At 71.9% G+C, this 23,773-nt stretch carries 20 protein-coding genes; 9 read left to right on the top strand and 11 right to left on the bottom strand.

Annotated elements, in window-relative coordinates; all coding sequences use genetic code 11:
• The first annotated feature begins 6 nt into the window (after window positions 1-6).
• Window positions 7-660: a biliverdin-producing heme oxygenase gene (locus tag AC3WLZ_RS14900; RefSeq protein ID WP_492470566.1), complete on the top strand. Its 654-nt coding sequence runs from the start codon at window positions 7-9 to the stop codon at window positions 658-660.
• On the opposite strand, the gene AC3WLZ_RS14895 is transcribed toward AC3WLZ_RS14900, so the two are convergent.
• On the bottom strand, window positions 648-1,667 hold the full coding sequence (locus AC3WLZ_RS14895) for a WxL protein peptidoglycan domain-containing protein (protein ID WP_492470565.1): 1,020 nt from the start codon (window positions 1,665-1,667) through the stop codon (window positions 648-650). The two genes, AC3WLZ_RS14900 and AC3WLZ_RS14895, sit on opposite strands and share 13 nt — an antisense overlap.
• 61 nt (window positions 1,668-1,728) lie before the next feature.
• On the bottom strand, window positions 1,729-3,543 hold the full coding sequence (locus AC3WLZ_RS14890) for a hypothetical protein (protein ID WP_492470564.1): 1,815 nt from the start codon (window positions 3,541-3,543) through the stop codon (window positions 1,729-1,731).
• 153 nt (window positions 3,544-3,696) lie between these two features.
• Between AC3WLZ_RS14890 and AC3WLZ_RS14885 the strand changes: the two genes are divergently transcribed.
• From AC3WLZ_RS14885 to AC3WLZ_RS14860, 6 genes are all read left to right on the top strand, one after another.
• Complete coding sequence (locus tag AC3WLZ_RS14885) at window positions 3,697-4,803, top strand: heme/hemin ABC transporter substrate-binding protein (protein WP_492470563.1); 1,107 nt, start codon at window positions 3,697-3,699, stop codon at window positions 4,801-4,803.
• Window positions 4,800-5,927 carry a FecCD family ABC transporter permease gene (locus AC3WLZ_RS14880; RefSeq protein WP_492470562.1) on the top strand — a complete coding sequence of 376 codons (1,128 nt, stop codon included), beginning with the start codon at window positions 4,800-4,802 and terminating at the stop codon, window positions 5,925-5,927. The genes AC3WLZ_RS14885 and AC3WLZ_RS14880 overlap by 4 nt, the downstream gene beginning before the upstream one ends.
• Window positions 5,924-6,730, top strand: a complete 807-nt coding sequence (locus tag AC3WLZ_RS14875) for a heme ABC transporter ATP-binding protein (RefSeq protein ID WP_492470561.1) — start codon at window positions 5,924-5,926, stop codon at window positions 6,728-6,730. The genes AC3WLZ_RS14880 and AC3WLZ_RS14875 overlap by 4 nt, the downstream gene beginning before the upstream one ends.
• Window positions 6,727-7,905, top strand: a complete 1,179-nt coding sequence (locus AC3WLZ_RS14870) for a hypothetical protein (RefSeq protein ID WP_492470560.1) — start codon at window positions 6,727-6,729, stop codon at window positions 7,903-7,905. The genes AC3WLZ_RS14875 and AC3WLZ_RS14870 overlap by 4 nt, the downstream gene beginning before the upstream one ends.
• A complete protein-coding gene (locus AC3WLZ_RS14865) occupies window positions 7,902-9,122 on the top strand; it encodes a hypothetical protein (RefSeq protein WP_492470559.1) in 1,221 nt (406 codons plus the stop codon). The genes AC3WLZ_RS14870 and AC3WLZ_RS14865 overlap by 4 nt, the downstream gene beginning before the upstream one ends.
• 185 nt (window positions 9,123-9,307) lie before the next feature.
• Complete coding sequence (locus AC3WLZ_RS14860; protein ID WP_492470558.1) at window positions 9,308-10,294, top strand: LLM class F420-dependent oxidoreductase; 987 nt, start codon at window positions 9,308-9,310, stop codon at window positions 10,292-10,294.
• An 87-nt stretch (window positions 10,295-10,381) separates the two neighbouring features.
• Here AC3WLZ_RS14860 and AC3WLZ_RS14855 read toward each other — a convergent pair whose 3' ends face one another.
• From AC3WLZ_RS14855 to galT, 4 genes are all read right to left on the bottom strand, one after another.
• On the bottom strand, window positions 10,382-11,839 hold the full coding sequence (locus AC3WLZ_RS14855; protein WP_492470557.1) for a carboxylesterase/lipase family protein: 1,458 nt from the start codon (window positions 11,837-11,839) through the stop codon (window positions 10,382-10,384).
• Window positions 11,840-11,897: 58 nt separating this feature from the next.
• Window positions 11,898-12,845 (bottom strand): squalene cyclase, encoded by a 948-nt coding sequence (locus AC3WLZ_RS14850; protein WP_492470556.1) that lies wholly within the window; start codon window positions 12,843-12,845, stop codon window positions 11,898-11,900.
• 211 nt (window positions 12,846-13,056) lie between these two features.
• On the bottom strand, window positions 13,057-14,220 hold the full coding sequence (gene galK / locus AC3WLZ_RS14845; protein WP_492470555.1) for a galactokinase: 1,164 nt from the start codon (window positions 14,218-14,220) through the stop codon (window positions 13,057-13,059).
• Window positions 14,217-15,392, bottom strand: a complete 1,176-nt coding sequence (galT, locus tag AC3WLZ_RS14840) for a galactose-1-phosphate uridylyltransferase (RefSeq protein ID WP_492470554.1) — start codon at window positions 15,390-15,392, stop codon at window positions 14,217-14,219. Before galT ends, galK begins: the two co-directional genes overlap by 4 nt.
• Before the next feature lie 50 nt (window positions 15,393-15,442).
• Between galT and AC3WLZ_RS14835 the strand changes: the two genes are divergently transcribed.
• Entirely contained in the window at window positions 15,443-16,402 is a 960-nt protein-coding gene (locus AC3WLZ_RS14835; RefSeq protein WP_492470553.1) for a LacI family DNA-binding transcriptional regulator, read from the top strand.
• A gap of 16 nt (window positions 16,403-16,418) precedes the next feature.
• On the opposite strand, the gene AC3WLZ_RS14830 is transcribed toward AC3WLZ_RS14835, so the two are convergent.
• Window positions 16,419-16,985: a pyridoxamine 5'-phosphate oxidase family protein gene (locus AC3WLZ_RS14830; protein ID WP_412925676.1), complete on the bottom strand. Its 567-nt coding sequence runs from the start codon at window positions 16,983-16,985 to the stop codon at window positions 16,419-16,421.
• A 64-nt stretch (window positions 16,986-17,049) separates the two neighbouring features.
• Window positions 17,050-17,634, bottom strand: coding sequence for a TetR/AcrR family transcriptional regulator (locus tag AC3WLZ_RS14825; RefSeq protein WP_412925675.1), 585 nt, complete (start codon window positions 17,632-17,634; stop codon window positions 17,050-17,052).
• A 68-nt stretch (window positions 17,635-17,702) separates the two neighbouring features.
• Here AC3WLZ_RS14825 and AC3WLZ_RS14820 point away from each other — a divergent pair, with 68 nt between their 5' ends.
• Window positions 17,703-18,986: an MFS transporter gene (locus AC3WLZ_RS14820; RefSeq protein ID WP_492470552.1), complete on the top strand. Its 1,284-nt coding sequence runs from the start codon at window positions 17,703-17,705 to the stop codon at window positions 18,984-18,986.
• Window positions 18,987-19,086: 100 nt separating this feature from the next.
• On the opposite strand, the gene AC3WLZ_RS14815 is transcribed toward AC3WLZ_RS14820, so the two are convergent.
• The 3 genes from AC3WLZ_RS14815 to AC3WLZ_RS14805 form a co-directional block, all read right to left on the bottom strand.
• Window positions 19,087-20,802: a glycoside hydrolase family 35 protein gene (locus tag AC3WLZ_RS14815; protein ID WP_492470551.1), complete on the bottom strand. Its 1,716-nt coding sequence runs from the start codon at window positions 20,800-20,802 to the stop codon at window positions 19,087-19,089.
• 13 nt (window positions 20,803-20,815) lie between these two features.
• A complete protein-coding gene (arfA, locus tag AC3WLZ_RS14810) occupies window positions 20,816-22,333 on the bottom strand; it encodes an arabinosylfuranosidase ArfA (RefSeq protein WP_492470550.1) in 1,518 nt (505 codons plus the stop codon).
• 72 nt (window positions 22,334-22,405) lie between these two features.
• A complete protein-coding gene (locus AC3WLZ_RS14805) occupies window positions 22,406-23,749 on the bottom strand; it encodes an ABC transporter substrate-binding protein (protein WP_492470998.1) in 1,344 nt (447 codons plus the stop codon).
• Window positions 23,750-23,773 lie beyond the last annotated feature (24 nt).

Raw genomic sequence — 23,773 nt, 5'->3', positions numbered from 1 at the left:
GGCCTCATGAGCGACGTCGTCTCCTTCTCTGCCGCCCTCCGCGCGCGCTCCCGGAGCGCCCACTCCACGAGTGAGCACGCCGGGTTCATGGCCGACCTGGTGAGCGGGGCGGGAACGCGCGACGACTACGTCGCCCTCGTCGCCCAGCACTGGTTCATCTACGCCGCTCTGGAGGAGGCGACAGAGCGGATGCGGGTCGACCCCGTGGCATCCGTGTTCCTCAGTGACAAGCTGACGCGTCTGCCCGCGATCGAAGCAGACCTCGACTTCCTCATCGGGCCGGATTGGCGCGAGACCGTCGTGCCGCTCCCGACCACCCAGGCGTACGTTTCGCGCATCCGCCGCGTCGCGGCGACCTGGCCCGGCGGCTTCGTCGCCCACCATTACACGCGCTACCTCGGCGACCTGTCGGGCGGCCAGTTCATCGGACGCCTCATGAAGCGGCGTTTCGGCTTCGACACCAACGGCATCGGCTTCTACCTCTTCGGCGACATCGCCGACCCGGAGGAGTTCAAGAACGTCTACCGCGAGAAGCTCGATGCCGCCCCGTGGGACGACGCCGAGAAGGAACGCGTCATCGACGAGGTGCTCGTGGCCTATCGCTTCAACACGGAACTGTTCGAGGACCTCGCGCGGGCGAAGGCGGCTCAGACGGCCTGAACCCCGTCCTTCTGCCTCGCGTCGGCGGCGTTCCCGCGCCCGCGCCGCGCGGCACGACGGCGCACGATCAACAGCGCGGCGATGACCGCCGCGACCACGACGAGGACGAGGGCGTACAGGCTCCACGGCGGGGCCGCGATCCCGAAATCGACGACGAGCGGCGCGACGGCGTCCGCCCCGAGACCGACGCCTTCGGGTCTGACTTCGACGCGGCCGGCGAGCCATCCGATCGAGAACGCGGAGAACTCGCGGGTGACGTGCACGGCCGATCCGGTGACGATCTCGGGAAGCTGGGTCGGTGTCGTCGAGGCGGGGACGAGACCGTCGACGGTGAGCGTGTCGACACCGGTCAGGCGGGTGTTGCCGGTGTTCTCGAGCGAGTACTCCACGACGACACGACCGGACTCGAACGGATTCCACGATCCCTCGTACCGCGCGGTCACGCCGGTCACGGCCGCTGCGGGGACGAGGTCGCCCGCCACGCGGAGGTTGATGCGCGTGCCCAGACGTCGCTCGACGGACAGCGAGCTCGAGGCCTCTCGACTCGTCAGCGACGTCACGATCCCGGCCGAGTGGTCGCCCGGGCGGGCGTCGGCGGGCACGGTGATGGTGAACGGGACGTCGGCGGACTGGCCCGGCGCCAGCTCCACCGACGTCTGTCCCACCGAGACCCAGGTGCTGGCATCCGCGGACGGCGTTCCGTCGGCGAGGACGTCGATCTCACCGCTCGCGGCGGTGAACGCGTCGGCCGCGTACACCGTGAGCGGCAGCGGCTCCGTGCCGGTGTTGACGACGATCATCGTGTCGGAGATCACCGCGCCGGGGTCGGCCGTGTACGCGAAGTTCGCCCGCCCGCTGCCGTGGGTGTTGTCGGCCGTCTGCACGCTCCACGCGATCCCGCCGCCGTCGGCGAAAGCGGCAGGCGGCGACGCCGCCGCACCCAGGGCGAGGCCGAGGGCGAGCGCGGAGGTGAGGGCGACGAGACGGAGGGACGGGAGCGCGGTCACGGGAGGGCTTTCGGGTCGGGAAACGACGGGGCCCCGGCCGACGCCGGGGCCCCGAGGGGGTTTACTGCAGGGCGGTGATGGTCAGCTTGCTCGCGTAGTCCCCTGCGGGGGTGGTCCCCGGGATGACGAGCGTGAGGTCGGCTCCCACGGTGGCGCTGGCGGCCGACGTCGACGAGGCCAGGACGCGGGACGAGCCGAGGCCGGTGCCGCCCAGCCGCGTCGAGGCGACCTCGGTGCCTCCGGTCACGGTCGAGCCCGCTGAGACGAGCTTCGGCTTCCACCCGAGCAGGTCTCCCGAGAACGATTCACCCGTCGACGACGTGAAGGCGCCGACCTGACCCGAGATGCTCCACGTGTACGGCGAGGTGCCGCCGGCTCGGGTGTCGGTCACGACGATGTTGGTGAGCGAGCCGGATGCCACGAAGTTCGCGCCGTCCTGGACCGCGGTGCCGAGGTTCGCGGGCGAAGTCCCCTCGAACGCCCACCCGAACGAGCCGGTGGGGTTGTCGACCCACGCGGGGACGTCGACGATCACGTCGGATGCGGCGGCGAAGGTGATCGGGGTGAACGTCTCGAACGGTGCGTAGACCGCGCCGCTGCCGGCGTACGTGAAGATGCCGAACGTGCCGGCGGCGAGGTTCTGCGCCTCGGTCGTGCTGAGGGCGAGGTCGACCGAGAAGGCGCCGTCGGCCTTCAGCTCGATCGCGCCGCTGTTCGTGCCGCCGATCGTCGACATGCTCGCGGCGGGCACGGCCCACTTCTGAGCGATGACCGAACGTGCCGAGGAGGGGGCGCCGGCCGACGGCTTCCACACGTCGGCGAACTTGCCGAACACGACGTAGGCGCCGCTGAACTGTCCGGCCAGCGGCGGGCGGGTGCCGTTGGTGGCGGTCGCGGACGGCAGGAAGCCGCTGCCGCTGACCGTGACGGTCTCGCCCTGCGCGAGGCCGCTGGTCTTGGAGACGGTCACGGTGGGGCCGGCCGTCGGCGCCACCGTGTACGCGATCGAGAGCGGGGTCGCGGGCTTGCGCACGTCGGCCGATCCGCCCGACGAGTACCAGTAGGAGCCCTGGCCGGTCTTGATCTGGAAGTCGATGAACGGCTGGGGGAACGCACCCGACGAAGCCCCGCCGGTGACCTGCGCCACCGACCCGGCGGGCACGGTGACGGTCCGCCCGAGGTAGTCGGGAGTGATGGTGAACCCGGTGGCCGTCACGTCGACGCCCGTCAGGGTCGCCACGACGACGTCGGTCTCGGGCGTGAGGCTCTCGAACTTGTCGGGGTCGTCCATCGAGGTGCCGTACCCGCCGAGCGTCGCCGTCACGGTGCCCGTGCCGTCCGACGCGACGGTGAGCTTCGGATCGGTGATCCACGACCGGGTCATGCCGGAGTAGAACGCCGACGTGAACGAGCCCGTCCACTGGATGACGGCGGTGTTGGCATCCACGTCGACCGTTCCGGTTCCGCCGGAGATCTCGACGATGTGGCCGGAGTTCAGGCCGTTGCCGGTCGTGATCGTCGTGCCGGCCGCGTCGGTGCGCAGTCCGGCGAACGTCGCGTCGGCGTAGCTGCCGTCGGCCTGGAGCTTGAGGATCTCGACGTTGCCGTCGCTCTGCTTCCAGTTCGTCGAGGTGACGCGGTCGGACGACGACGTCGCGGTGACGATCCCGGCCGAGAGCAGGTTGACGGTTCCCGGGGCGAAGGCCGCGGCGTTCGCCTCGGCGTTGATGCCCCATCGGAACACGGCTCCGTCGACGGTCGACGCGGCCGCGTGGGCCGGAGCAGCGACGAGAGCGCCGCCGAGCGTCAGCGCCGCCGTGAGGGTCGCGGCGGCGAACATCGCCGGCCGGGACCGGCGTCTGGGTGAGGAGTCCACGTGATTTCCCTTCTCCCGCCCTCGGCGATTCCCGACGGCGCGCGTCGGCTGCGCCCGATGGCGGGCGCAGGAGGGCAGGTTAGGCTTACCTAAGCACGTTCGTGAATCTCTGGCAATGTTAAGGATAGGCTTGCCTAACTCGGAGGTTCACACATGACACGTCGACCGGTTCGCGGTCTCGCCGCACTCGCCGCACTCGCCCTGACGCTCGCGGCGGCGCTGGCTCTCACCTCGTGCACGGCCTCCGGTTCGGCCCACGGCGCCGGCGGCCCGGCCACGCCGCCGCTCTCCTCGGTCACCCCCGAGACAGACCCGCTGGCGTGGGAGGGGCCGTCCACCGCGATCGCGGCATCCGCCCCGATCGACCCCGTGACCGACGGTGCTCCGGCGCTCCCGGCGACCGTCACCGACGCACAGGGGTCGGTCGTCACCGTCTCCGACACCTCGCGCATCCTCGCGCTCGACATCTACGGTTCGCTCTCGCGCATCGTCTTCGAGCTCGGCCTCGGCGACTCCGTCGTCGCCCGTGACGTCTCGAGTGCCTTCCCCGAGGCGGAGCACCTGCCGGTCGTCACCGAGAACGGACACGATCTCAACGCCGAGGCGATCCTCGACGCCGCCCCCACCGTCATCCTCACCGACACGAGCCTCGGCCCGTGGGACACGATTCTGCAGATGCGGGATGCCGGCATCCCCGTCGTCGTCGTCGACTCCCACCGTTCGCTCGACTCGGTCGGGTCGCTGATCCAGCAGGTCGGGGACGCGCTCGGCGTCCCGCAGCGCGCTGCTGCGCTCGCCGCGCGGAGCACCGCCGCGGTGGATGCCAAGATCGCGCAGATCGCCGCGATCGCGCCTGCGGACCCCGCGAAGAAGCTGCGCATGATGTTCCTGTACGTGCGCGGACAGTCGGGCGTCTACTACCTCTTCGGCGAGGAGTCCGGCGCTGACAGCTTGATCGAGGCGCTGGGGGGCATCGACGTCGCCGGCGAGATCGGCTGGACCGGGATGCGGCCCATCACCGATGAAGCGCTCGTCCAGGCCGACCCGGACCTGTTGATCATGATGACGAAGGGGCTCGAGTCGGTCGGCGGCGTGGACGGGCTCGTCGAGCACCTGCCCGCCGTCGCGCAGACCGACGCGGGTCGCCACCGCCGAATCGTGGACATGGCTGACACCACCGTGCTGAGCTTCGGTCCCGCGTCGGCCGAGGTGCTCGACGCCCTCGCCGTCGCGGTCTACGCGCCGGGGGCGACGGAGTGAGTGCGGCCCTCGCCGAGCGGCATCCGACGAGGCTTCCGGCGCCGACTGCGCGTGACCGGTTCCGTGCGCCCGCGGTGTTCGTCGTCCTCGCGGTGGCGCTCGTGGGGCTCGTCGTCGTCTCCGCGGGGAGCGGCCAGCTCTCGATTCCGCCGGACCAGGTCGTGGGGGCGTTCGCCCGCGCGTGGAACACCGGCGTCCGCGCGATCGGTCTCGGCATCCTCTCGGTTCCTCCGGGAGCGGCGATGGAGCACGTCAACGGCGAGGCCACGCTCTGGCTCATCCGGATGCCGCGCCTGCTCATGGCCGTGCTCGTCGGGGCGACCCTGGCGACCGCCGGTGTCGTCATGCAGGGCGTCTTCCGGAACCCCCTCGCCGAGCCGGGTGTGATCGGCATCTCCTCGGGTGCGGCGGTGGGCGCATCGGCATCCATCGTCTTCGGGCTGGGTTTCCTCGGGCCGCTGACCCTCCCCGTGCTCGCCTTCGCGGGCGGGCTCGTGGCGACCGTGATCGTGTACGCGTCGGCGCGCACCGACGGACGTACCGAGGTCGTGACCCTCGTGCTGACCGGCATCGCCGTCAACGCCGTCGGGGGCGCGGCGATCGCGCTCTTCACCTACCTCGGGTCGACGCAGCAGCGTGAGCAGATCGTGTTCTGGCAGCTGGGCTCGCTGAACGGCACGCGATGGGACGACCTCGCGATCGTCGCGCCGCTCGCGGTCGTCGGGATCGCCGTGTGCCTCTTCCTCGCCGGACCCCTCGATCTGCTCTCGCTCGGCGAGCGGCAGGCGGAGCACCTGGGCGTCCGTGTCGAACGGCTGCGGGTGATCGCGATCGTCGTGATCGCGGCGCTGACGTGCGCCGCCGTCGCGTTCTGCGGGATCATCGGCTTCGTCGGTCTCGTCGTGCCCCACCTGATGCGGATGCTGCTCGGCCCCGGGCATCGTCTGCTGCTCCCCTCCAGCGCGCTCGGCGGCGCGGTGCTCCTGGTGGCGGGCGATCTCGTCGCGCGCACCGCGGTGCCGGGATCGGAGCTGCCGATCGGGATGCTGACGGCGCTCATCGGCGGTCCGTTCTTCTTCTGGTTGCTGCGACGCACGCGCCGTCGGTCGGGGGGATGGGGATGACGGCGGTGCTGCGCGCGCGGGGACTCTCGGTTGACGTGGGCGGGCGTCGCGTGCTGCAGGGCATCGACCTCGACCTACGGGCCGGGGAGATGCTCGTCCTCGTCGGGCCCAACGGCGCCGGGAAGTCGACGCTGCTGTCGGTGCTGGCGGGGGACCGCACTCCGACCGCCGGATCGCTCGAGCTCGACGGCGCCGTGCTGGAATCGTGGCCGGTCCTGGAGCGTGCGCGCCGGAGGTCGGTGCTGACGCAGAGCAACGACGTGTCGTTCCCCTTCGTCGTGCGCGACGTCGTCCGCATGGGACGGGCGCCGTGGCGGCGGCATCCGGCGGCCGCGCGAGACGACGACGCGGTCGCCGAGGCCATGACGGCCGGCGAGGTCGCCGCGTTCGCCGAGCGCCCCGTCACGGGGCTCTCGGGCGGAGAGCGTGCGCGGGCAGCCTTCGCCCGCTCGTTCGCCCAGGAGTGCGCGATCGCGCTGCTCGACGAGCCGACGGCGAGTCTCGACATCCGGCATCAGCATCGTGTCCTCGCCCGTACCCGCGAGCGGGTGAACGCCGGGGGAGCCGCGATCGTCGTGTTGCACGACCTGGGGCTCGCCGCTGCGTACGCCGACCGCATCTCCCTGCTCGACGGCGGCCGCGTCGCCGCGGTCGGCCCACCGCGCGACGTGCTCGAACCCGGACTGCTCACGTGGGTCTACCGGCATCCGATCGACGTCGTCGACGGACCCCGCGGGACGCTGCTCGTCCTCGCCGACACCGCACCCCTCCCGTCCGCCGACCCCGGAGAACAGCTCGCATGACCTCTTCGCCCCGCCTTCTTCTCGCCGCCGCGACCGCAGCGACCGCCGCGATCGTCGCGGTGTCGGGCGCCGTGGTCGCCCCGCCCGCGTGGGCCGCCGGGACGGTGTCGATCGCCGGTCCCGACGGCACGACGGCGCTCGCCGAAGACCACGCGACCTCGATCACGGTGTCGGGCTCGGGGTTCCAGTCGATCCCGAAGGGGTTCGGCGGCATCTATGTGCTGTTCGGCTGGGTCGACGACGCGGCGGGGGGAACATGGCGCCCCAGCGTCGGGGGATTGGTCGGCGAGGACTATCGGTACGTGCCCGACAGTGAATCGGCCGACAACAACGGCTACCAGCGGTTCCTCGCGTTCCCTGGCGGTCAGACCGAGAGCTCCGCGAACGGCACCCTCGGCACCGACGGTTCGTGGTCGGTGGGGATGGTCATCCCCGGTGCCGTGTTCGAGAGCCAGGACCGCGACGGTCGCGTGACGTCGGTCGACTGCCGCAGCGTCACGTGCGGCATCATCACGATCGGCGCCCACGGGGTGAAGAACGCCAACAACGAGACGTTCACGCCCGTGTCGTTCGCGGCCGCGGCAGCACCGGCGGGGGAGCAGGATGCCGCGCCCGCCAACGCAACCGTCGGCGCGGTGCGCGTCGGGGTCGAATCAGGCACCGTCTCGGCCGGATCGTCGATCGTGTTCACCGGTCAGGGCTTCACCCCGGGGGAGCAGGTTGTCGCGGCGCTCGACGGAGGCCTGACAGCGGTCGGTCCGCTCACCGCCGGGGCCCAGGGCGAGGTCGCAGCGGCGCTGCCGGTGCCGCGCGACATCCGCGACGGCACCCACCTCCTCACGCTGCGCGGCGCCGGATCCGGCGGCGTCGCCGAGGCCGAGGTGAGCGTCACCGGAGGTACCGCCGAGGCGGCCGTCGACACCACTCCCGCGATCCCGACCTGGGCGATCGTGCTGTTGCTGGCGTGCATCGCCCTCTCGCTGGTGCTCGTGATCGCGAGCATCGTCGCCGCGATCCTGCGGGCGCGGCAGGCCCGGCGTGCGCGCCGGGCGGCACGATCCGGCATCGCGACGGAGCAACGGCCGTCGGGGGTCGGCGCGTCCGCGGTCGGTCCGGGGGTGGGGCCGGGAGCCGAGGCCGAGACCGAGACCGTCGCGATGGGGACCAGCCGATGAGGGCGGCGGCGATCGTGCGCGCCGGGCTCGCCCTCGCTCTGGCCCTCGTGACGGTGGGCGGCGCGGTCCCGGCCACCGCTGCGGGACCGGACGACGTCATCGTCACCGTGCCCGGATCGGGGGGCTCCGCGGGCGGCGACGGCGCGATCACGAACGCGCAGCTGCGGTGGGGGCTGAACGCGGAATCCGGCGGGGGAGCGTTCGCGGGCGGATGCAACTTCCTCAGCGCCGGCCGCGCGGGCGATGCCGGCGGCTCCCGGGTGTGGGGGCAGAACGACGGCCTCTACCGCGCCCAGGACGGCCGCGTGCGGATCGAGAAGCCCACCGCCTCGGGCGGGTGGACGGCGGCCACGTGGGAATCGAAGTGCCTCGACCCGAGCGGATCCGCGGTGTCGGTGGCATCCACGTCGAGCACGACCGGCAACCAGGTCGTGATCGACGGGGGCGTGGGGGAGCGTCGCGACGGAGCGCTCGAGATCCGCTGGACGGGGTCGTTCACGGTGGCGTACTACGGCGGAATGACGTATTGGAGCGTGACCGATCCGCAGCTGACCCTCGACGCGTCGGGCAACGGCCGACTCGTCGGCGAGGCCAGCGGGTACGGCACATCGATGGACGACCTGTCGGCGTGGACCCCGGTCGCCCCGCGCGAAGTGGTCCTCGCCGAGATCCGCTCGGCCGGGTCCAGCGCCGACCGCGGGTTCACCGTCACGCCCGAGTACCGCGGCGTCGCGACGACGGGCGCCGGCCAGGTCGCCCGCTCCGCCGCGAACGAGGCGTTCTGGGGATCGTTCCCGCAGTCGTTCGTGGACTTCCACCGACTCACGGGTCAGCAGGGATACTGGCTCACGACCGGTGGCATCCGGGATGCCGCGAAGCCGGCCACCCCGATCACGGTGAGCTACGACGCGGCGACACCGGTCGGGGCACCCGCGCCCGCGGGGGCAGGTGGGGCGACGACGGCCGGTGTGCCGAACAACCCGCTGCGGCTCGCCCCGGCTGCGGCGGATCCTTCGGTCCCCGCGCGCGCGTTCTTCGCCGCCAACGCCCCGCTCACGACGCAGCCCCAGGGCGCCGCGCTCGTGCCCTCCGCTCGCGGCGGCATCCCCGCGGTCGTCGCGCCGCTGCTGGGCTCGGCCGCGGCGCTCGGCGTCGGGATCGTGGCGGTGCTGAGCATTATGCGCGCGCTCCCGTGGCAGCGCCGCCTCGTGCGCTAGGCCGTGGCTCCGGCCGCCGCCCCCCCGTCCCCCGCGCCCCAATCTCCCGCGAGACTTCATCGCGCTGACATCTCCCTTGCAGCCTGCAAGGGAGATGTCGGCTGGATGCAGTCTCGCGGCCGGGGGCTGCGCGGAACGACCGCAACCGCGCGCGGATGTCGGGGTACGGCCCTAAGGTGAAGCCCATGGAATTCGGCATCTTCGTCCCGCAGGGTTGGCGCTTCGATCTGGTGGGCATCGACCCCGCAGACCAGTGGCGGGCCATGAGTTCGCTCGCGCAGAGCGCCGACGAAGGGCCCTGGTCGTCGATCTGGGTCTACGACCACTTCCACACCACTCCCGTGCCCAGCGCCGAGGCCACGCACGAGGCGTGGACGCTGATGGCCGCGTTCGCCGCCGTCACCGACCGCGTGCGGCTCGGCCAGATGTGCACCTGCATGGGCTATCGCAACCCGGCGTATCTCGCGAAGGTCGCCGCGACGGTCGACCTCATCTCGGGCGGTCGCGCCGAGATGGGCATCGGAGGCGGCTGGTACGAGCACGAGTGGCGCGCGTACGGCTACGGGTTCCCGCCGATCGCCGAGCGACTCGGGCGTCTTCGCGAGGGCGTCGAGATCATGCACCAGGCCTGGACGACCGGGTCCGCCACCCTCGCCGGCAAGTACTACGAGGTCGACGGCGCGATCGTCCAGCCGCAGCCGCTGCAGGACGGCGGCATCCCGCTCTGGATCGCCGGCGGCGGTGAGAAGGTGACGCTCAAGGTCGCCGCGAAGTACGCCTCGTACACGAACTTCGGCGGGTCGCTGGAAGAGTTCGACCACAAGTCGGAGGTGCTGCGCGGCCACTGCGAGGCGCTGGGCCGTGACTTCGGCGCCATCACACGGTCGACGAACTTCAACACGATCGTGGCGGACACCGAGGCCGAGGCCGACGAGCGGCTGGCCGCCGTCGTGGCGCGCCTCCGGCCCCACGTGGGCGACGAGCGGGCGGATGCCATCGAGGCCGACTACCGCTCCTCCGACGCGTTCGGCACGCCCGAGCAGATCGTCGAGCGACTGCGCGCCCGCGCCGAGCACGGCCTCGGCTACGCCATCCACTACTTCCCCGAGGCCGCGTACGACACCTCGGGCATCACGCTGTTCGAGCGCGAGGTGGTTCCCGCTCTCGCCTGACCCCCGCCCCCGCGCGTGAGGAGTCAAGAATCGTCGCTTGGGCGGGGCGTAAGCGACAGATATCGACCCCTCACGCGCCGGGGCGCGTCAGACCAGTGGGGCGACGTCCGAGTACGCGTCGGACTCGACGGACGGGGTGGATGCCGGGGCGCCGAAGACGCGCGCGCGGCGGGTCCCGGCATCCCAGGCGGCCCACCCGGGGTCGCCCGTGCGCGCGAACCGGACGGCGGCGGCGTGCATCGCGTCCGCCACCCCGACGGGCGGCGTGTCGCCCGCGATCGCGGCCACCCCGTCGGCGTCGAGGTGGTCGAACCAGAACGGCACGTCGAGGCAGTGGCAGGCGTACCCGATCGAGGGCGACGGCCAGGCGAAGCGGTACACCCACGTCGCGGCGTCGGGGCGGGCGCGCGCGGTGCGCAGCACGACCGAGCGGATGACGCGGTCCGAGACGTAGCCGCCGAGCCGCGCGGCCGCGCCGCGCCGTCGCGACCGGGCGAGGTACGCGCGCCGTCGGGAGCGACCCAGGCCGAGGGTCGCGAGGGCCAGCGGCACCGGGATGAGGCTCAGCAGGTGCTTCGCGCGGGCGGTGAGCATCGTGAACTCGTCGTCGGTCGACCCGATGACCAGCGGGAGGCTCGAGGAGGCGCCAGCGGCGATGGCCTCGAGCGGTGGCTGCGGGAGCAGGTCGCCGTCGACGACGGGACCGATCGGCAGCCCGTCGTCGAGGAGAGCGGTGATGCCGGCGAGGCGACGTCGTCCCTCGGGTTTCTGCGCCTGTCGCTGCAGTTCGAGGAGGTTCTCCTCGGGGAGGCTCGAGAACCCCTCGCGGTCGGCGCGGACCCCGGCGAGGGCGGCCACGTGGTCGGCGAAGCGGCGAGCGGCGGGCATCGTCACGGCCCCGAGCGCGGGGGAGAGGGCCATCGCGCCGTGGAACAGTCCGGATGCCGCGGGCGAGGCCAGTAGCGCGAGCACCGACCCTCCCCCGGCGGACTGCCCGACGATCGTCACCCGCGCGGGGTCTCCACCGAACGCCCGGATCTCGTCGCGCACCCACTCCAGCGCCGCGATCTGGTCGCGCAGCCCGCGGTTGGACGGGGCGCCGTCGATGGTTCCGAACCCGTCGAAGCCGAGCCGGTACGAGACGACGACCGTCACGACCCCGTCGCGGGCGAAGGCATCGCCGTCGTACCACCGGCTGGCGGGCGACCCCGACGTGAAACCACCGCCGTGGATCCACACGAGCACCGGGAGCACGGCATCCGGTGTCGCGTCCGACGGCGCGAAGACATTGACGTTCAGCGTCGCATCGCCCGGGACGCTCGGTTCGGGGATCAGCGTGATGCCGGTGTCTCCGCGCTGGGCGGTCGGGCCGTACTCGGTCGCGTCGAGCACGCCGTCCCACGGGTCGACCGGCTTCGGGGCGGCGAACCGCAGGGGCCCGACCGGGGCTTGGGCGAACGGGATGCCGAGGAACACCGCGGTCTCACCGCGGCGGAACCCCCGGACGGCTCCGTGCGAGGTGGTGACGACAGGCGTGGCATCCATGTCCCCATCCTGGCGCAGGGGTGTGTCACGGCGTCGCGCGCGGACCCGGCTCGGCCGATCACGCCCCGTCCCACCAGCGCAGCACGCGCAACGCGAAGAACGTCAGCCACCGGGACGGCTCGCCCGCGGGGGCGTCGACCGGGAACCACTCGCGGCCCACGGGCGGGTGCTGCTGGTGCCACGTTCCGTCGGTGGCGCGCGCCGCGCGGACCGTGTCGATCGCCTCGGCCAGCCGCGGGTCAGGGGCGGTCCCGTCGTACTGTGCGGCGGCGCGGAAGTGGTCAAGGGCGCGAAGCGCGCTGTAGCGGTGCCGGAACGGATACCCCAGGTGGTCCGCCCAGGGATGCTTCTCGCCGGTCGACAGCCGATACAGCAGTCGGCGCTCGAGCAGGTACTCCTCGGCGCCGCGGCGCGCGTCGTGCGATTCCGGGGTCCCACCGGTACGCCATTCGTCGTCGAGGATGCCGATGACGGAGTTCAGCGTGGAGTGGAACGACGACCGCGTCGAACCCTCCACCCACTCGCAGTTCCACCCGCCGTCGGGCAGGCGGTGCTCGACGAACCAGTCCCGGATGCCGCGGACGTCGGCCCCGAGCCACGCACCGTTCGCGAGGGTGAACGCGTTGATGCAGGCATCCACCTCGCCGTCCCAGAACGGCAGGTCCTCGTACTCCCAGCGGGCGTGCCGCTCCAGCAGCCCCGCGGTGTCGGGGCGAAGGGCCGTGGCATCCACGCCCCATTCGCGCAGGCTCATCAGCGACCACGACGTGGCGGTCCAGGGCTGCCCGGGCTCGTCGCCGCCGAAGTCGGCGGGGAAGTGCGCGCCCCCGGCGAACCGGCCGTCCTCGTCCTGGTGGGCGAGCAGCTGTGCGCCGAAACCCTCGCGGGCCACCAGCGCGCGGGTCTGCTGCCACTGCTCCGCGGGTGCGTCGAGCAGGTCGCGCTCGACCTTCCACCGCAGCGCGGGGTCACTGTCGAGCAGCCACGTGAGCACGTCGTCGGTCATGCCCGGCAGGCTACGCGCCGGTCGCCCTGCCGTACAGAGTTCGGGCGTGCCGGTGCGCGCCCCGCCCCAGGCGCAGCGGTGCAGCCCCGCCCTCGGCGCAGCGGCACCCCCGCCCCCGGCGCAGCGGCAGACCCGCCCCGGCGTCGCGGTGCAGCCCCGGCGCAGGCGCAGCGGCGCAGCCCCGCCCCCGCGCGGCGCGGCGCACCCCGCGTCAGGCGTCGCGGCGGGCGCCCTGCGACGGCGTCACGGTGAAGACGTTCGGGGCGCGGAATCCGGATGCCGCGAACGCGGCGTGCACAGCCTCGGTCGCCGTCGGCACCAGCTCGGCGGGGATGAGCGCGATCGCCGCCCCGCCGAAGCCGCCGCCGGTCATGCGCGCGCCCAGGGCGCCCGAGGCCAGGGCCGTTTCGACGGCGAGGTCGAGCTCGGGCACCGAGATCTCGAAGTCGTCGCGCATCGAGGCGTGCGACGCGGTGAGCAGGTCGCCGATCGCGGTCGGGCCCTCGGCGTCGAGCGCCGCGACGGTGTCGAGCACGCGCTGGTTCTCGGTCACGATGTGGCGCACGCGGCGGAAGGTCACGTCGTCGAGGATTTCCTCGGCACGGGGCAGGTCGTCGACCGTGAGGTCGCGGAGTGCGGGGACGCCGAACGCGGCCGCGCCCTTCTCGCACGAGGCGCGGCGCTCGCGGTACCCGCCGGAGGAGTGCGCGTGCTCGACGAGGGTGTCGACGACGAGGATCTCCAGGCCCGCCTCGGCGAACCCGAGCGCGACCGGGCGCGTCTCGAGCGAGCGGCAGTCGAGGAACGTCGCCGCGTCGGCGACGCCGAGCATCGACGCCATCTGATCCATGATCCCGGTCGGCGCGCCGACCGCGTCGTTCTCGGCCGTCCGGCCCACGCGGGCGAGCGCGACGGGATCGAGGCCCGCGGCCCACACATCGTTGAGGGCGGATGCCACGGCCCCCTCGATCGCGGCGGACGAGGAGAGGCCGGCACCCACCGGCACTCCCGACGCCAGGGCGATGTCGACGCCGCGAGGCGTGGCATCCGGGGCCGCCGTGCGCAACGCCCAGGCCACCCCCAGGGGATACCCTGCCCAGTCGAGGCCGCCGGCGGCGATGCGGGCGTCGAGCTCGGCGAGCGACACCTCGATGCCCGTCTCGGCGAACGTCGAGCGCACGCGGATGATGTCGTCGTCGCGGAGCGCGACCGCCGCCGCGGTGCGCTGCGCGATCGCGAACGGCAGAACGAAACCCTCGTTGTAGTCGGTGTGCTCGCCGATGAGGTTGGCACGCCCCGGCGCCGACCACACGCCCACGGCGGGCGCGTCGGTCAGAGTGGCGAGCAGGGCGCGGGCATCGTCGACGGCGGTCATGCCGTCACCTCCGGAACGGTGTCGAGGGCGGCACGCACGCGCTCGGCCTGCGATTCGGGGGTGATGTCGCCGATCCACGCGCCCATGGCGGCCTCGGACCCGGCGAGGTACTTGAGCTTGTCGGCGGCGCGGCGCGGCGACGTGATCTGGAGGTTGAGTCGCACGCTGTCGCGGGCGCGTCCCACCGGCGCCTGGTGCCACGCGGCGATGTAGGGCGTGGGGGTGTCGTACAGCGCGTCGATGCCGCGAAGGAGTCGCAGGTAGAACGGCGCGAGCTCGTCGCGCTCGGCATCCGTCGTCTCGGCCAGGTCGGCGACGTGGCGGTGCGGCAGCACGTGCACCTCGACGGGCCAGCGTGCCGCGAACGGCACGAACGCGGTCCAGTGCTCGCCGCGCAGGACGACGCGGGGGCCGGATGCCTCGAACTCGAGGATGCGCTGGAACAGGTCGGGCGACGTGCGCGCGACGGTGTCGAGAAGGCGCTGGGTGCGGGGGGTGACGTACGGGTACGCGTAGATCTGGCCGTGCGGGTGGGGGAGGGTGACGCCGATCTCCTGCCCGCGGTTCTCGAACGGGAACACCTGCCGGATGCCCGGGAGCGCCGACAGCGCGGCCGTGCGGTCTGCCCACGCCTCGATCACGGTGCGCGCGCGGGTGCGCGAGAGGGTGCCGAAGGAGCCTTCGTGCTCGGGGCTGAAGCACACGACCTCGCAGCGCCCGACGGAGGTGCGCGTGCGGCCGAGTCCGAGGTGTTCGAGGTCGTCGTCGCCGCGCGGGGGATCGATCGCGGCCGGGGCGCCGCCGGTGGCGACGTCGAGCGCCGGACCGAACGACGGCGACTTGTTCTCGAACACCGCGACGTCGTACCGCGCGGGGATCTCGGACGGGTTGGTCGGCGTCTGCGGTGCCAGGGGGTCGAGGTGCGCGGGCGGGAGGAACGCCCGATTCTGGCGATTGGATGCCACGGTGATCCAGTCGCCGGTGAGGACGTCCTGCCGCATGGTCGCGGTGCTCGGGCGCGGGTCGAGGGCGCGGGTGTCGATCGCGCGCTCGGGGCCGAGGGTGGTGTCGGCGTCGTCGAAGTAGATCAGTTCGCGGCCGTCGGCGAGGCGCGTGGGGCGCTTGACGACTCCGGCGCCGAGGGCCACCGCGGTGGGGCTGTCCGTGTTCACGATAACACGCTACAGATCGGGCGTGATATCGTCAACACGAAGGGGGTGGCATGCGCGTATCGATGGCCGACGTGGCCGCGGCGGCGGGGGTTTCCGCTCAGACGGTCTCGCGCGTCGCCAACGGCAGCCCCCGGGTCGATCCGGCCACCCGGGCTCGCGTCGAGCGGGCGATGAGCGACCTCGGCTATCGCATGCACCGCGCCGCCCGCGCCCTGCGCACCGGGCAGACTTCGACGATCGGCCTGGTCGTGTCGACCTTGGCATCCGTCGGCAACTCCCGCATGCTGCAGGCCATCTCCGAGGCGGCCGCCGCGCGCGACTACGCCCTCGCCGTCGTCACGGTGGGGGAGCGTGGCATCCAGGATGCTTTCGCCCGCCTGCGCTCACAGGGCGTCGACGGGGCCGTGGTGCTGAACGAGGCGACAGAGCTGGCTCGCGACGTCGATCCGCCGGGCGACCTCCACCTCGTCGTCGTCGACTCGCCGCCCGACGACCGCTTCTCGATCGTGCAGACCGACCACGTCGGGGGTGCCCGCGCCGCCGTCGAGCACCTCCTCGCACTCGGCCACGACACCGTGCACCACATCGCCGGTCCCGCGCGCTCCTTCGCCGCCACCGAACGCGAGCGGGGATGGCGTGCCGCGCTCGCCGACGCCGGGCGTCGCGCCCCTGATCCCGTCCGCGGTGACTGGACCTCGGCATCCGGTCACCGCGCGGCCGCGGAACTCGGCGCCGCCACCGCGGTGTTCGTCGCCAACGACCAGATGGCGCTCGGCGCTCTGCGGGCGTTCGCGGACGCCGGCCGGCGTGTGCCCGACGACGTCGCGGTCGTGGGGTTCGACGACATCGTGGATGCCGCCGAGTATCGCCCCCCGCTCACGACGGTGCGGCAGGACTTCGATGCCCTCGGCGCGCGAGCCGTCGCGGCGCTTGTTTCGGCGATCGAGGGGGGCACGCCGGTCGGCGAGACGGTTCCGGCGACCCTCGTCGTGCGGGAGAGCGCCCGCTGACCTTCCGGGCGCCCGGTCAGGTCGTGGCCGGGCGCGTCGGTTGGTGGTGCGTCCATTCCCCGCCCACCCGGTCGTACCGCAGCCGGGTGTGGCGTCGGTCGGCGGCGCCCTCCCAGAACTCGACATGGTCGGGACGAAGGCGCCACAGCACCCAGTCGCCAGGCGCAACTCTCGCGCGCGCCGTCGCAGACCGCGCGGCCAGATCGGCGGCGCTGTCCTCTGGCGTGGCCTCGACGACGCGCCCGCGCACCCGGACGGCTCGGAGAACGGGCGGCCACCAAAAGTTCAGTGCCGCCGCGGGCCGGTCCGCCAGTTGAGCGCCCTTGGCCGAGGTGCGCGTGCTCGCGAAGGCCCAGCCCGCCGGACCGACGTCTTTGAGGATCAGGGTGCGGGCGTCGGGGACGCCCTCGGCGTCCACCGTCGCGAGGGTCGCCGCGTGGGCCTCAATGACTCCGGCATCCACGGCATGGCGGATCCACCGTTCGAACAGCTCCTCGGGTGAGGCCGGGAGCGGGGCGGTGTCGGGCTCGGAAGCGGCTCCGGTGAGCGAGGGGAGGGACCGGAGCCACGCGGCGAACGTCATGCCCTCATTCTGCGCGCCGTCCGTTGCGAGCGTGATCGGCGCGATCGGGCGTGACGTCCGCTGGTCAGTGCGGCTCGTGCCACCCCTGCTCGAGAATGCGGAAGCCGGCCTCGATCATCGCGGTCGCGTCGTCGTGCTCGAACGCGAGGATCTCCAGCTGCAGCACCATTCGCGCGTAGACGCGGATCCCGGCGTCGGGCTCGTCGCGCCCGAGGCTGTGCGCGATCGCGTCGGCGAGGGCGCCCTCGTGGCGCAGCCACATACGGTCAACGTACGCGCGGAGCGCGGGAGTCGAGGAGATGAGATCCATGAACCGGCGGCGATTCGTGCCGTCGGGGTCGTCGGCGACGTCGAGGAGTTCGCGCCGGTAGAGGTCGCGGAGAGCCTCGGACACGGACGTTCCGGGTGCGCGATCGCGGACTGCGCCGACCAGGAGCTCGCGCTGCTCATCATCCTCGTCGAAGACGAGCGCCTCCTTCTGGGGGAAGTGGGCGAACACGGTCGTGGGGGAGACGTCGGCGGCCTCGGCCACCTCGCGGATGCTCACGGCGTCGAAGCCGCGCTCGAGGAAGAGGGACGTGGCGGCGTCGGAGATCGCCTTGCGGGTGGCGGCCTTCTTGCGCTCGCGGCGCCCCGGCTGATCGGTCACGCCCCTACTCTACCGGACTCAATCCATAACTGTATTGACACCAAAACTGGTATCGATACAGTTATGGCGTGACTTCACCATCTCTCTCTCCGCGCGACGACCGCCGCGCCTGGATCATGCTCATCGTCATCACGATGCTCACGACGGCCGGAATGACCGTCGTGCTCCCTGTGCTGCCCTTCGTCGTGCTGCGCTACGTCGCGAACCCTGGCGATCTCGCCGTTTGGGTCGGCGTGCTCGAAACCGTCAACGCGCTGTGCGCGTTCCTGGTCGCCCCCTTCCTCGGGCGCCTCTCCGACCGCTTCGGCCGGCGCCCGATCATTGTGATCGCCGGCTTCGGCGCGACTGTCGGCTACCTGCTGTTCGGTATCGGCGGCGCCTTGTGGGTGCTGCTGCTCGGTCGGATCGTGCAGGGCGTCACGGCGGGGGACCTGCCCGCGCTCTTCGCATACCTCGCCGACATCACCCCGCCCGAGAAGCGCGCGCGCCGTTTCGGGGTGCTGGGCGCGCTGTCGGGCATCGGCACGATGGTGGGACCCGCGCTGGGCGGCCTCCTCGCCGCGATCGACGTCGACCTCCCCGTCTTCGTGACCGCGGGGCTCGCCCTCACCGTCGCCGTGCTCAGCCTGTTCCTGCTCCCCGAGAGCCTCGCGACGGAGAAGCGGATCCCCACCCTCGACCTCCGCGGTCTGCATCCGCTCGCCGTCTTCCGCGGGGTGTTCCGTCGACCGGAGCTGCGCGGGCTGATGATCGGCCTCATCCTCGTCGGGCTGCCGTTCGGGTTCTTCGTCAACAACTTCAGCGTGCTCGCCCTGGATGCCATCCACTGGACGCCCACATCCATCGGCCTCCTCACCGCGTGCGTCGGCATCATCGACATTGCGATCCAGGGAGTGTTGCTCGGCATCCTGCTGCCCCGTATCGGTGAGCGGGGCGTGATCGTCGGCGGCATCCTGACTCAGGCGGTGGGGCTCGCCGCCCTCGCGGTCGTCGCGTCGCTGCTGGCCCAGCCGTGGCTGTTCGTCGTGGGAGCGCTGACGCTCGCGGCGGGTCAGGGGGCGGCGACCGCCACGATGGACGGGGTCCTTTCCACCACCGTCGGCGACGACGAGCAGGGATGGCTCGCGGGCGCCGCGCAGTCGCTCAACGCCGCGATCGGTGCCGTCGCGCCCTTCGTTGCAGGACTGCTCTACGCCCACGTCGCGCACGCCGCGCCCTACGCGCTGGGCGTCGCGCTCATGGTGGCGGCCGCGGTGGTCATCGGCCGTGCCCGGTTCGCGAGTCCCTCCCTGCGCCCGAAGGCCACGGATGCCGACTCCCTCGAACCCGCATCGGAGCCCGGCATACGGTGAGTCTGCCACCGCCGGGGTGGGGCGCGATCCGTCGTTCGGGGCGCAGAATACGCGCCCCGAACGAGGTATTCCGCGCCGAACTCGGCGTCTCCTCCGGCGCTTACTCCTCGAGCTGCCCCAACTTCGGCTGCGCCACGAAGCGCGCCACGGTCTCGACGACCTGCTCGAGCTCGAGCACCACGATCTCGTTCGCGCCCGCGCGCAGCACCGGCGACGGCACGTACAGCGTTCGCTGCGGAACGTTCTGCCAGTACCGGCCGAGGAAGAAGCCGTTCACGAACGCGAAGCCTTTGCCCCACGCCGTGGTGTCGAGGAACAGGTCGGTCGGCGTGTCGATGTCGAACGCGGCGCGCAGGAGCGCGCGGCCGAGCGTGCCGGCGCCGGTGCCCGCGGCCGCCGCGAGGTCGATGGGCGTCGCCGTCCAGCCGGTCAGCGGCCGGCCGTCGAGCGTCGCGCGCCCGATGAGCCCCTTCTCCTCGCCGAGGCGGTGGCCGTAGTTGACGCGGCCCTGATCCTCGACGAGCACCGTGAGGCGCGCACCCGCCGGGATCGCGAGCGCCCGCTCGTGCAGCGTGCGCGACAGACGTCCGACGAACACGCCGTCGACGTGGACCCACGCGAGGTCGCGTACCTCGCCGAACGCGAGCACGGCCGGACCGTCCGCGGGCAGGTCGACGTCGTAGCGGACGAGCGGGCCGAGATGGCCGAGGTTCTCGAAGGTCGCGGGCGCATCCGAGACGGAACCCGTGGATGCCGGCATCCAGTCGCCCTCGCCGGACAGCGCCACCTCGAACACCGGCGCGTCGGGCCGTGCCGACGGCTCGAGGTCGGGCACGGGCGCGTACTTCGCGATCACGTCGCGGAAGGCGTGGAACTTCGCCGTCGGGTGCCCGGCCTCGTCGATCGGGGCGTCGTAGTCGTACGACGTGACGATGGGGTCGAAGCGTCCCTTGTCGTTCGCGCCGTTCGTGGTGCCGAAGTTCGTGCCGCCGTGCACCATGTAGATGTTCACCGACGCACCTGCCGCGAGCAGCACATCGAGGTCGTGGGCGGATGCCGCGGGGTCGGTGGTGTGGTGGATGCTGCCCCACCAGTCGAACCAGCCGTCCCAGAACTCCGAGCACATGAGCGGACCGGTGGGCTGGAACTCGCGCAGGGTCTCGAGGCGCTCGGCCGACCGCGAGCCGAACGAACCGGTGAGGTGGAGTTCGGGGAGGCTGCCGTTCTCGAGCATCCAGGGCATCGGCTGATCGACGGTCGTCAAGGGCACGGTGATGCCGGCGTCGCGGGTCACGCGCACGAGCTCGCGCAGGTAGTCCTTGTCGGAGCCGTAGGCGCCGTACTCGTTCTCGATCTGCACGAGGACGACGTTGCCGCCGCGGTCGATCTGCCGCGGGACGACGATCTCGTATACACGCTCGAGGTACTCGGTGACGGCGGCGAGGTACTGCGGCTCCGAACGGCGCAGGCCGATCCCCGGGTTCGACGTCAGCCACACGGGGAGCCCGCCGTTGTGCCACTCGGCGCAGATGTACGGGCCCGGGCGCACGATCGCATGCAGCCCCTCGGCGGCCACCAGGTCGAGGAAGCGTCCGAGGTCGTTCCACCCGGTGGCATCCCACTCTCCGCGCACGGGCTCGTGCGCGTTCCACGCGACGTAGGTCTCGATGGTGTTGAGGCCCATGGCTTTGGCGGTGCGGATGCGATCGGCCCAGTGCTCGGGGTGGATGCGGAAGTAGTGCAGAGTTCCGGAGATGACCTGGAAGGGTTCGCCGTCCAGAAGGAAGTCGGTCTCGCCGATGGTGAAGGTGGTCACGTTCTCTCTCGGGTCAGGAGGCCAGCTGGACGCGCACGCGCGCCCACGCGAGCGGGGGGAGGGTGAAGTGCAGGACGCCGTCGACGACCTCGACCGCCAGGGCGGCGGGGGCCACCGGCTCGGCGTCGGCGGAGTTGGTGGTGTGGCGGTCGCCGCCCTCGGGGACGGTGATCACGACGGCATCGGCGGATGCCACGGGTCCGAGGTCCAGCTCGACCTCGGTCGGGGCATCGAGCGAGCGATGGGCGAGGAAGACGTGGGCGACATCGCCATCGACGGTGGCGATCGCATCCACCGCATCGACGTCGCCATGTCGGGCGGTGGTGATCCCCGCGCCGTCGACTTCGACGGGCACGACCCGTCCGGTCGCGGCCTCGGCGGTGAGTCGGAAGGGGTGGAACGTCGTCTGCCGCCAGGCGGATCCACCGCCGGGCTCGGTGCGGATCGGGGCGATGACGTTGACGAGCTGCGCGAGGTTCGCCATCGAGACGCGGTCGGCGCGGCGCAGCAGGGTGATGAGCAGTGACCCGACGACGACGGCGTCGGTGACGGTGTAGTCGTCCTCGATGAGGCGCGGCGCAAGCGGCCAGTCGCCGGTGAAGACGCGCGGCTTGTCGACCTCGTTCCAGCGTGTCTGGTTCCAGACGTTCCACTCGTCGACGCTGATTCCGACGGGCGCGCCGCCGGGCGTGCGGGCGTCGACCTCGTCGATGATGTCGACGACCTCGCCGATGTAGCGGTCGAGGGCGGCGCCGCTGGCGAGGAAGCTCTGCGGGTCGGTGGGGTGCTCTTCGTAGTACGCGTGCACCGAGATGTGGTCGACCAAGCCCGCAGTATGCCGGAGCACCGTGCGCTCCCACTCGCCGAACGTGGGCATCTCGTGGTTGGAGCTGCCGGCGGCGACCAACTCGACCGTCGGGTCGATGAACCGCATCATGCGCGCGGTCTCGGCGGCGAGGCGTCCGTACTCTTCGGCGGTCTTGTGCCCGATCTGCCAGGGCCCGTCCATCTCGTTGCCCAGGCACCACAGTCGGATGCCGAAGGGCTCGTCGCGTCCGTTCGCGCGGCGGCGGTCGCTGAGCGCGGTGCCGCCGGGGTGGTTGGCGTACTCGAGCAGGTCAGCCGCCTCGGCGACGCCGCGGGTGCCGAGGTTGACCGCTTCCATGACCTCGAGGCCGGCGGCATCCGCCCAGTCGGCGAACTCGTGCAGGCCCACCTGATTGGTCTCGGTGCTGTGCCACGCGGCATCCAGGCGGACCGGCCGCTCGTCGCGCGGGCCGACGCCGTCTTCCCACCGGTAGCCCGAGACGAAGTTGCCGCCGGGGTAGCGCACCACCGTCGCGCCGAGCTCGCGGACGAGATCGAGCACGTCGGCGCGGAAGCCCGCGGAATCGGCGGTCGCGTGACCGGGCGAATGGATGCCGTCGTACACGCAACGTCCCATGTGCTCGACGAACGTGCCGAACAGCCGGCGGGGCACTTCCGGTCCGGGACGGCGCGGGTCGAGCGAGATGCGGGTGGGGGAGGTCATGCGGCTCTCCTGGAGCGGTAAGGGAAGGGGCGGGTCGCTCGCTCACGCTGCGACCCGCCCCCGATCATCGGCCTACTTGTTGACGGTGAAGCCCTGGTCGTTGCCGTACTGGACGAGCTGGTCCTGCCACGCGCTCAGCCCGGCGTTCAGGTCGCCCTTCGTCGCGTACGCCTGGCCCACGGTGTCGCCGTAGATGCTGTTGGCGTAGACCTGGAAGGGCAGGTAGCTCCAGCCCTCGCGGACCTCGCTCGAGGCCTGCGTGAGCACCTCGTTGATCTTCTGGCCGCCGAAGTAGTCCGACGTCTGCTCGACGAAAGAGGGGTCGCTCAGCTGTGCGGTGGTGGAGGGGAATCCGCCCGACTCGGCGAAGATCTTCAGGCTCTCCTCGTCGTTGTTGAGCCACTTCAGGAAGCCCGCGGCCAGGGCCGGGTTCTTGCTCTGCTTGGTCACGGCCTGGCCGCCGCCGCCGTTCTCCGCCGTCACGGCCTTGCCGTCGTAGGTGGGGATGGGGGCCACGGCCCACTTGCCCGCGCCGTCGGGAACCGACGACTCCAGGACGCCCGGCATCCAGGCGCCGATCACCAGCGAGGCGATCGAGCCGTCACCGAGGCCCTTGAACCACTCGTCGCTCCAGCTCGGGGTGTCCGAGAGCAGGCCGCCCTCGATGAGGCGGTTCCAGTTGTCGGCGAACATCTTCGAGCCGGAGTCCTGGAGATCGATGGTGACATCGGTGCCCGAGGTCTGGAACGGGGTGCCGCCGGCCTGCCAGATCATGCTGGTGGTGAAGCCGGAGTCGCCGGTGTCGGCGGTGATGTACTTGGTGGGGTCGGCCGCGTGCAGCTTCTCGGCCGCGGCGACGTACTCGTCCCACGTCGTGGGGACGGCGATGCCGAACTGGTCGAAGACCTCCTTGTTGTAGAACAGGGCCATGGGGCCCGAGTCCTGGGGGAGACCGTAGATCTTGCCGTCGAAGTCGACCGAGCCCCAGGTGCCGGGGCTGTAGTCGCCCGAGAGGTCGCCGAAGCCGTAGGGCGCGAGGTCGAGGAGCGAGTCCGACAGCGCGAACTGCGGGAACGCGTAGTACTCGATCTGCACGACGTCGGGGGCGCCGGAGCCGGCCTTGATCGCGTTCTGGAGCTTGGTGTACTCCTCGGTGTTCGTACCCGCGTTGACGTAGTTGACCTTCACGTTCGGGTACTTCTTCTGGAAGGCGGCGACCTGGGCCTCGGCTGACGGCGTCCACGACCAGTACGTGAGCTCGCCGCCCTCCTGGAGTGCCTTCTCGATGTCGTCGGGGCTGCCACCGTTGCTGCCGCCGCCCGTGCTGCCGCCGGAGCACGCGGTGAGCGCACCCACCGAGAGCGCGGTGGCTGCCAGAGCGAACACGGCCCGCCGGGCGGCAGTGCCCTTGCGCATGAATGTCATCGGGATTCCTTCACT

This window comes from Microbacterium sp. FW305-3-2-15-F-LB2, assembly GCF_058787255.1.
The sequence above is the reverse complement of the archived record's forward strand: the minus strand, read 5'-3'. Positions and strand labels throughout refer to the sequence as shown.

What these genes read in the sequence shown, in the direction of transcription:
- AC3WLZ_RS14900 (WP_492470566.1), top strand. Translation starts at nt 7, where the DNA reads ATGAGCGACGTCGTCTCCTTCTCTGCCGCCCTCCGCGCGCGCTCCCGG.
- AC3WLZ_RS14885 (WP_492470563.1), top strand. Translation starts at nt 3,697, where the DNA reads ATGACACGTCGACCGGTTCGCGGTCTCGCCGCACTCGCCGCACTCGCC.
- AC3WLZ_RS14875 (WP_492470561.1), top strand. Translation starts at nt 5,924, where the DNA reads ATGACGGCGGTGCTGCGCGCGCGGGGACTCTCGGTTGACGTGGGCGGG.
- AC3WLZ_RS14870 (WP_492470560.1), top strand. Translation starts at nt 6,727, where the DNA reads ATGACCTCTTCGCCCCGCCTTCTTCTCGCCGCCGCGACCGCAGCGACC.
- AC3WLZ_RS14865 (WP_492470559.1), top strand. Translation starts at nt 7,902, where the DNA reads ATGAGGGCGGCGGCGATCGTGCGCGCCGGGCTCGCCCTCGCTCTGGCC.
- AC3WLZ_RS14860 (WP_492470558.1), top strand. Translation starts at nt 9,308, where the DNA reads ATGGAATTCGGCATCTTCGTCCCGCAGGGTTGGCGCTTCGATCTGGTG.
- AC3WLZ_RS14855 (WP_492470557.1), bottom strand. Translation starts at nt 11,839, where the DNA reads ATGGATGCCACGCCTGTCGTCACCACCTCGCACGGAGCCGTCCGGGGG.
- AC3WLZ_RS14850 (WP_492470556.1), bottom strand. Translation starts at nt 12,845, where the DNA reads ATGACCGACGACGTGCTCACGTGGCTGCTCGACAGTGACCCCGCGCTG.
- galK (WP_492470555.1), bottom strand. Translation starts at nt 14,220, where the DNA reads ATGACCGCCGTCGACGATGCCCGCGCCCTGCTCGCCACTCTGACCGAC.
- AC3WLZ_RS14835 (WP_492470553.1), top strand. Translation starts at nt 15,443, where the DNA reads ATGCGCGTATCGATGGCCGACGTGGCCGCGGCGGCGGGGGTTTCCGCT.
- AC3WLZ_RS14830 (WP_412925676.1), bottom strand. Translation starts at nt 16,985, where the DNA reads ATGACGTTCGCCGCGTGGCTCCGGTCCCTCCCCTCGCTCACCGGAGCC.
- arfA (WP_492470550.1), bottom strand. Translation starts at nt 22,333, where the DNA reads ATGACCTCCCCCACCCGCATCTCGCTCGACCCGCGCCGTCCCGGACCG.
- AC3WLZ_RS14805 (WP_492470998.1), bottom strand. Translation starts at nt 23,749, where the DNA reads ATGCGCAAGGGCACTGCCGCCCGGCGGGCCGTGTTCGCTCTGGCAGCC.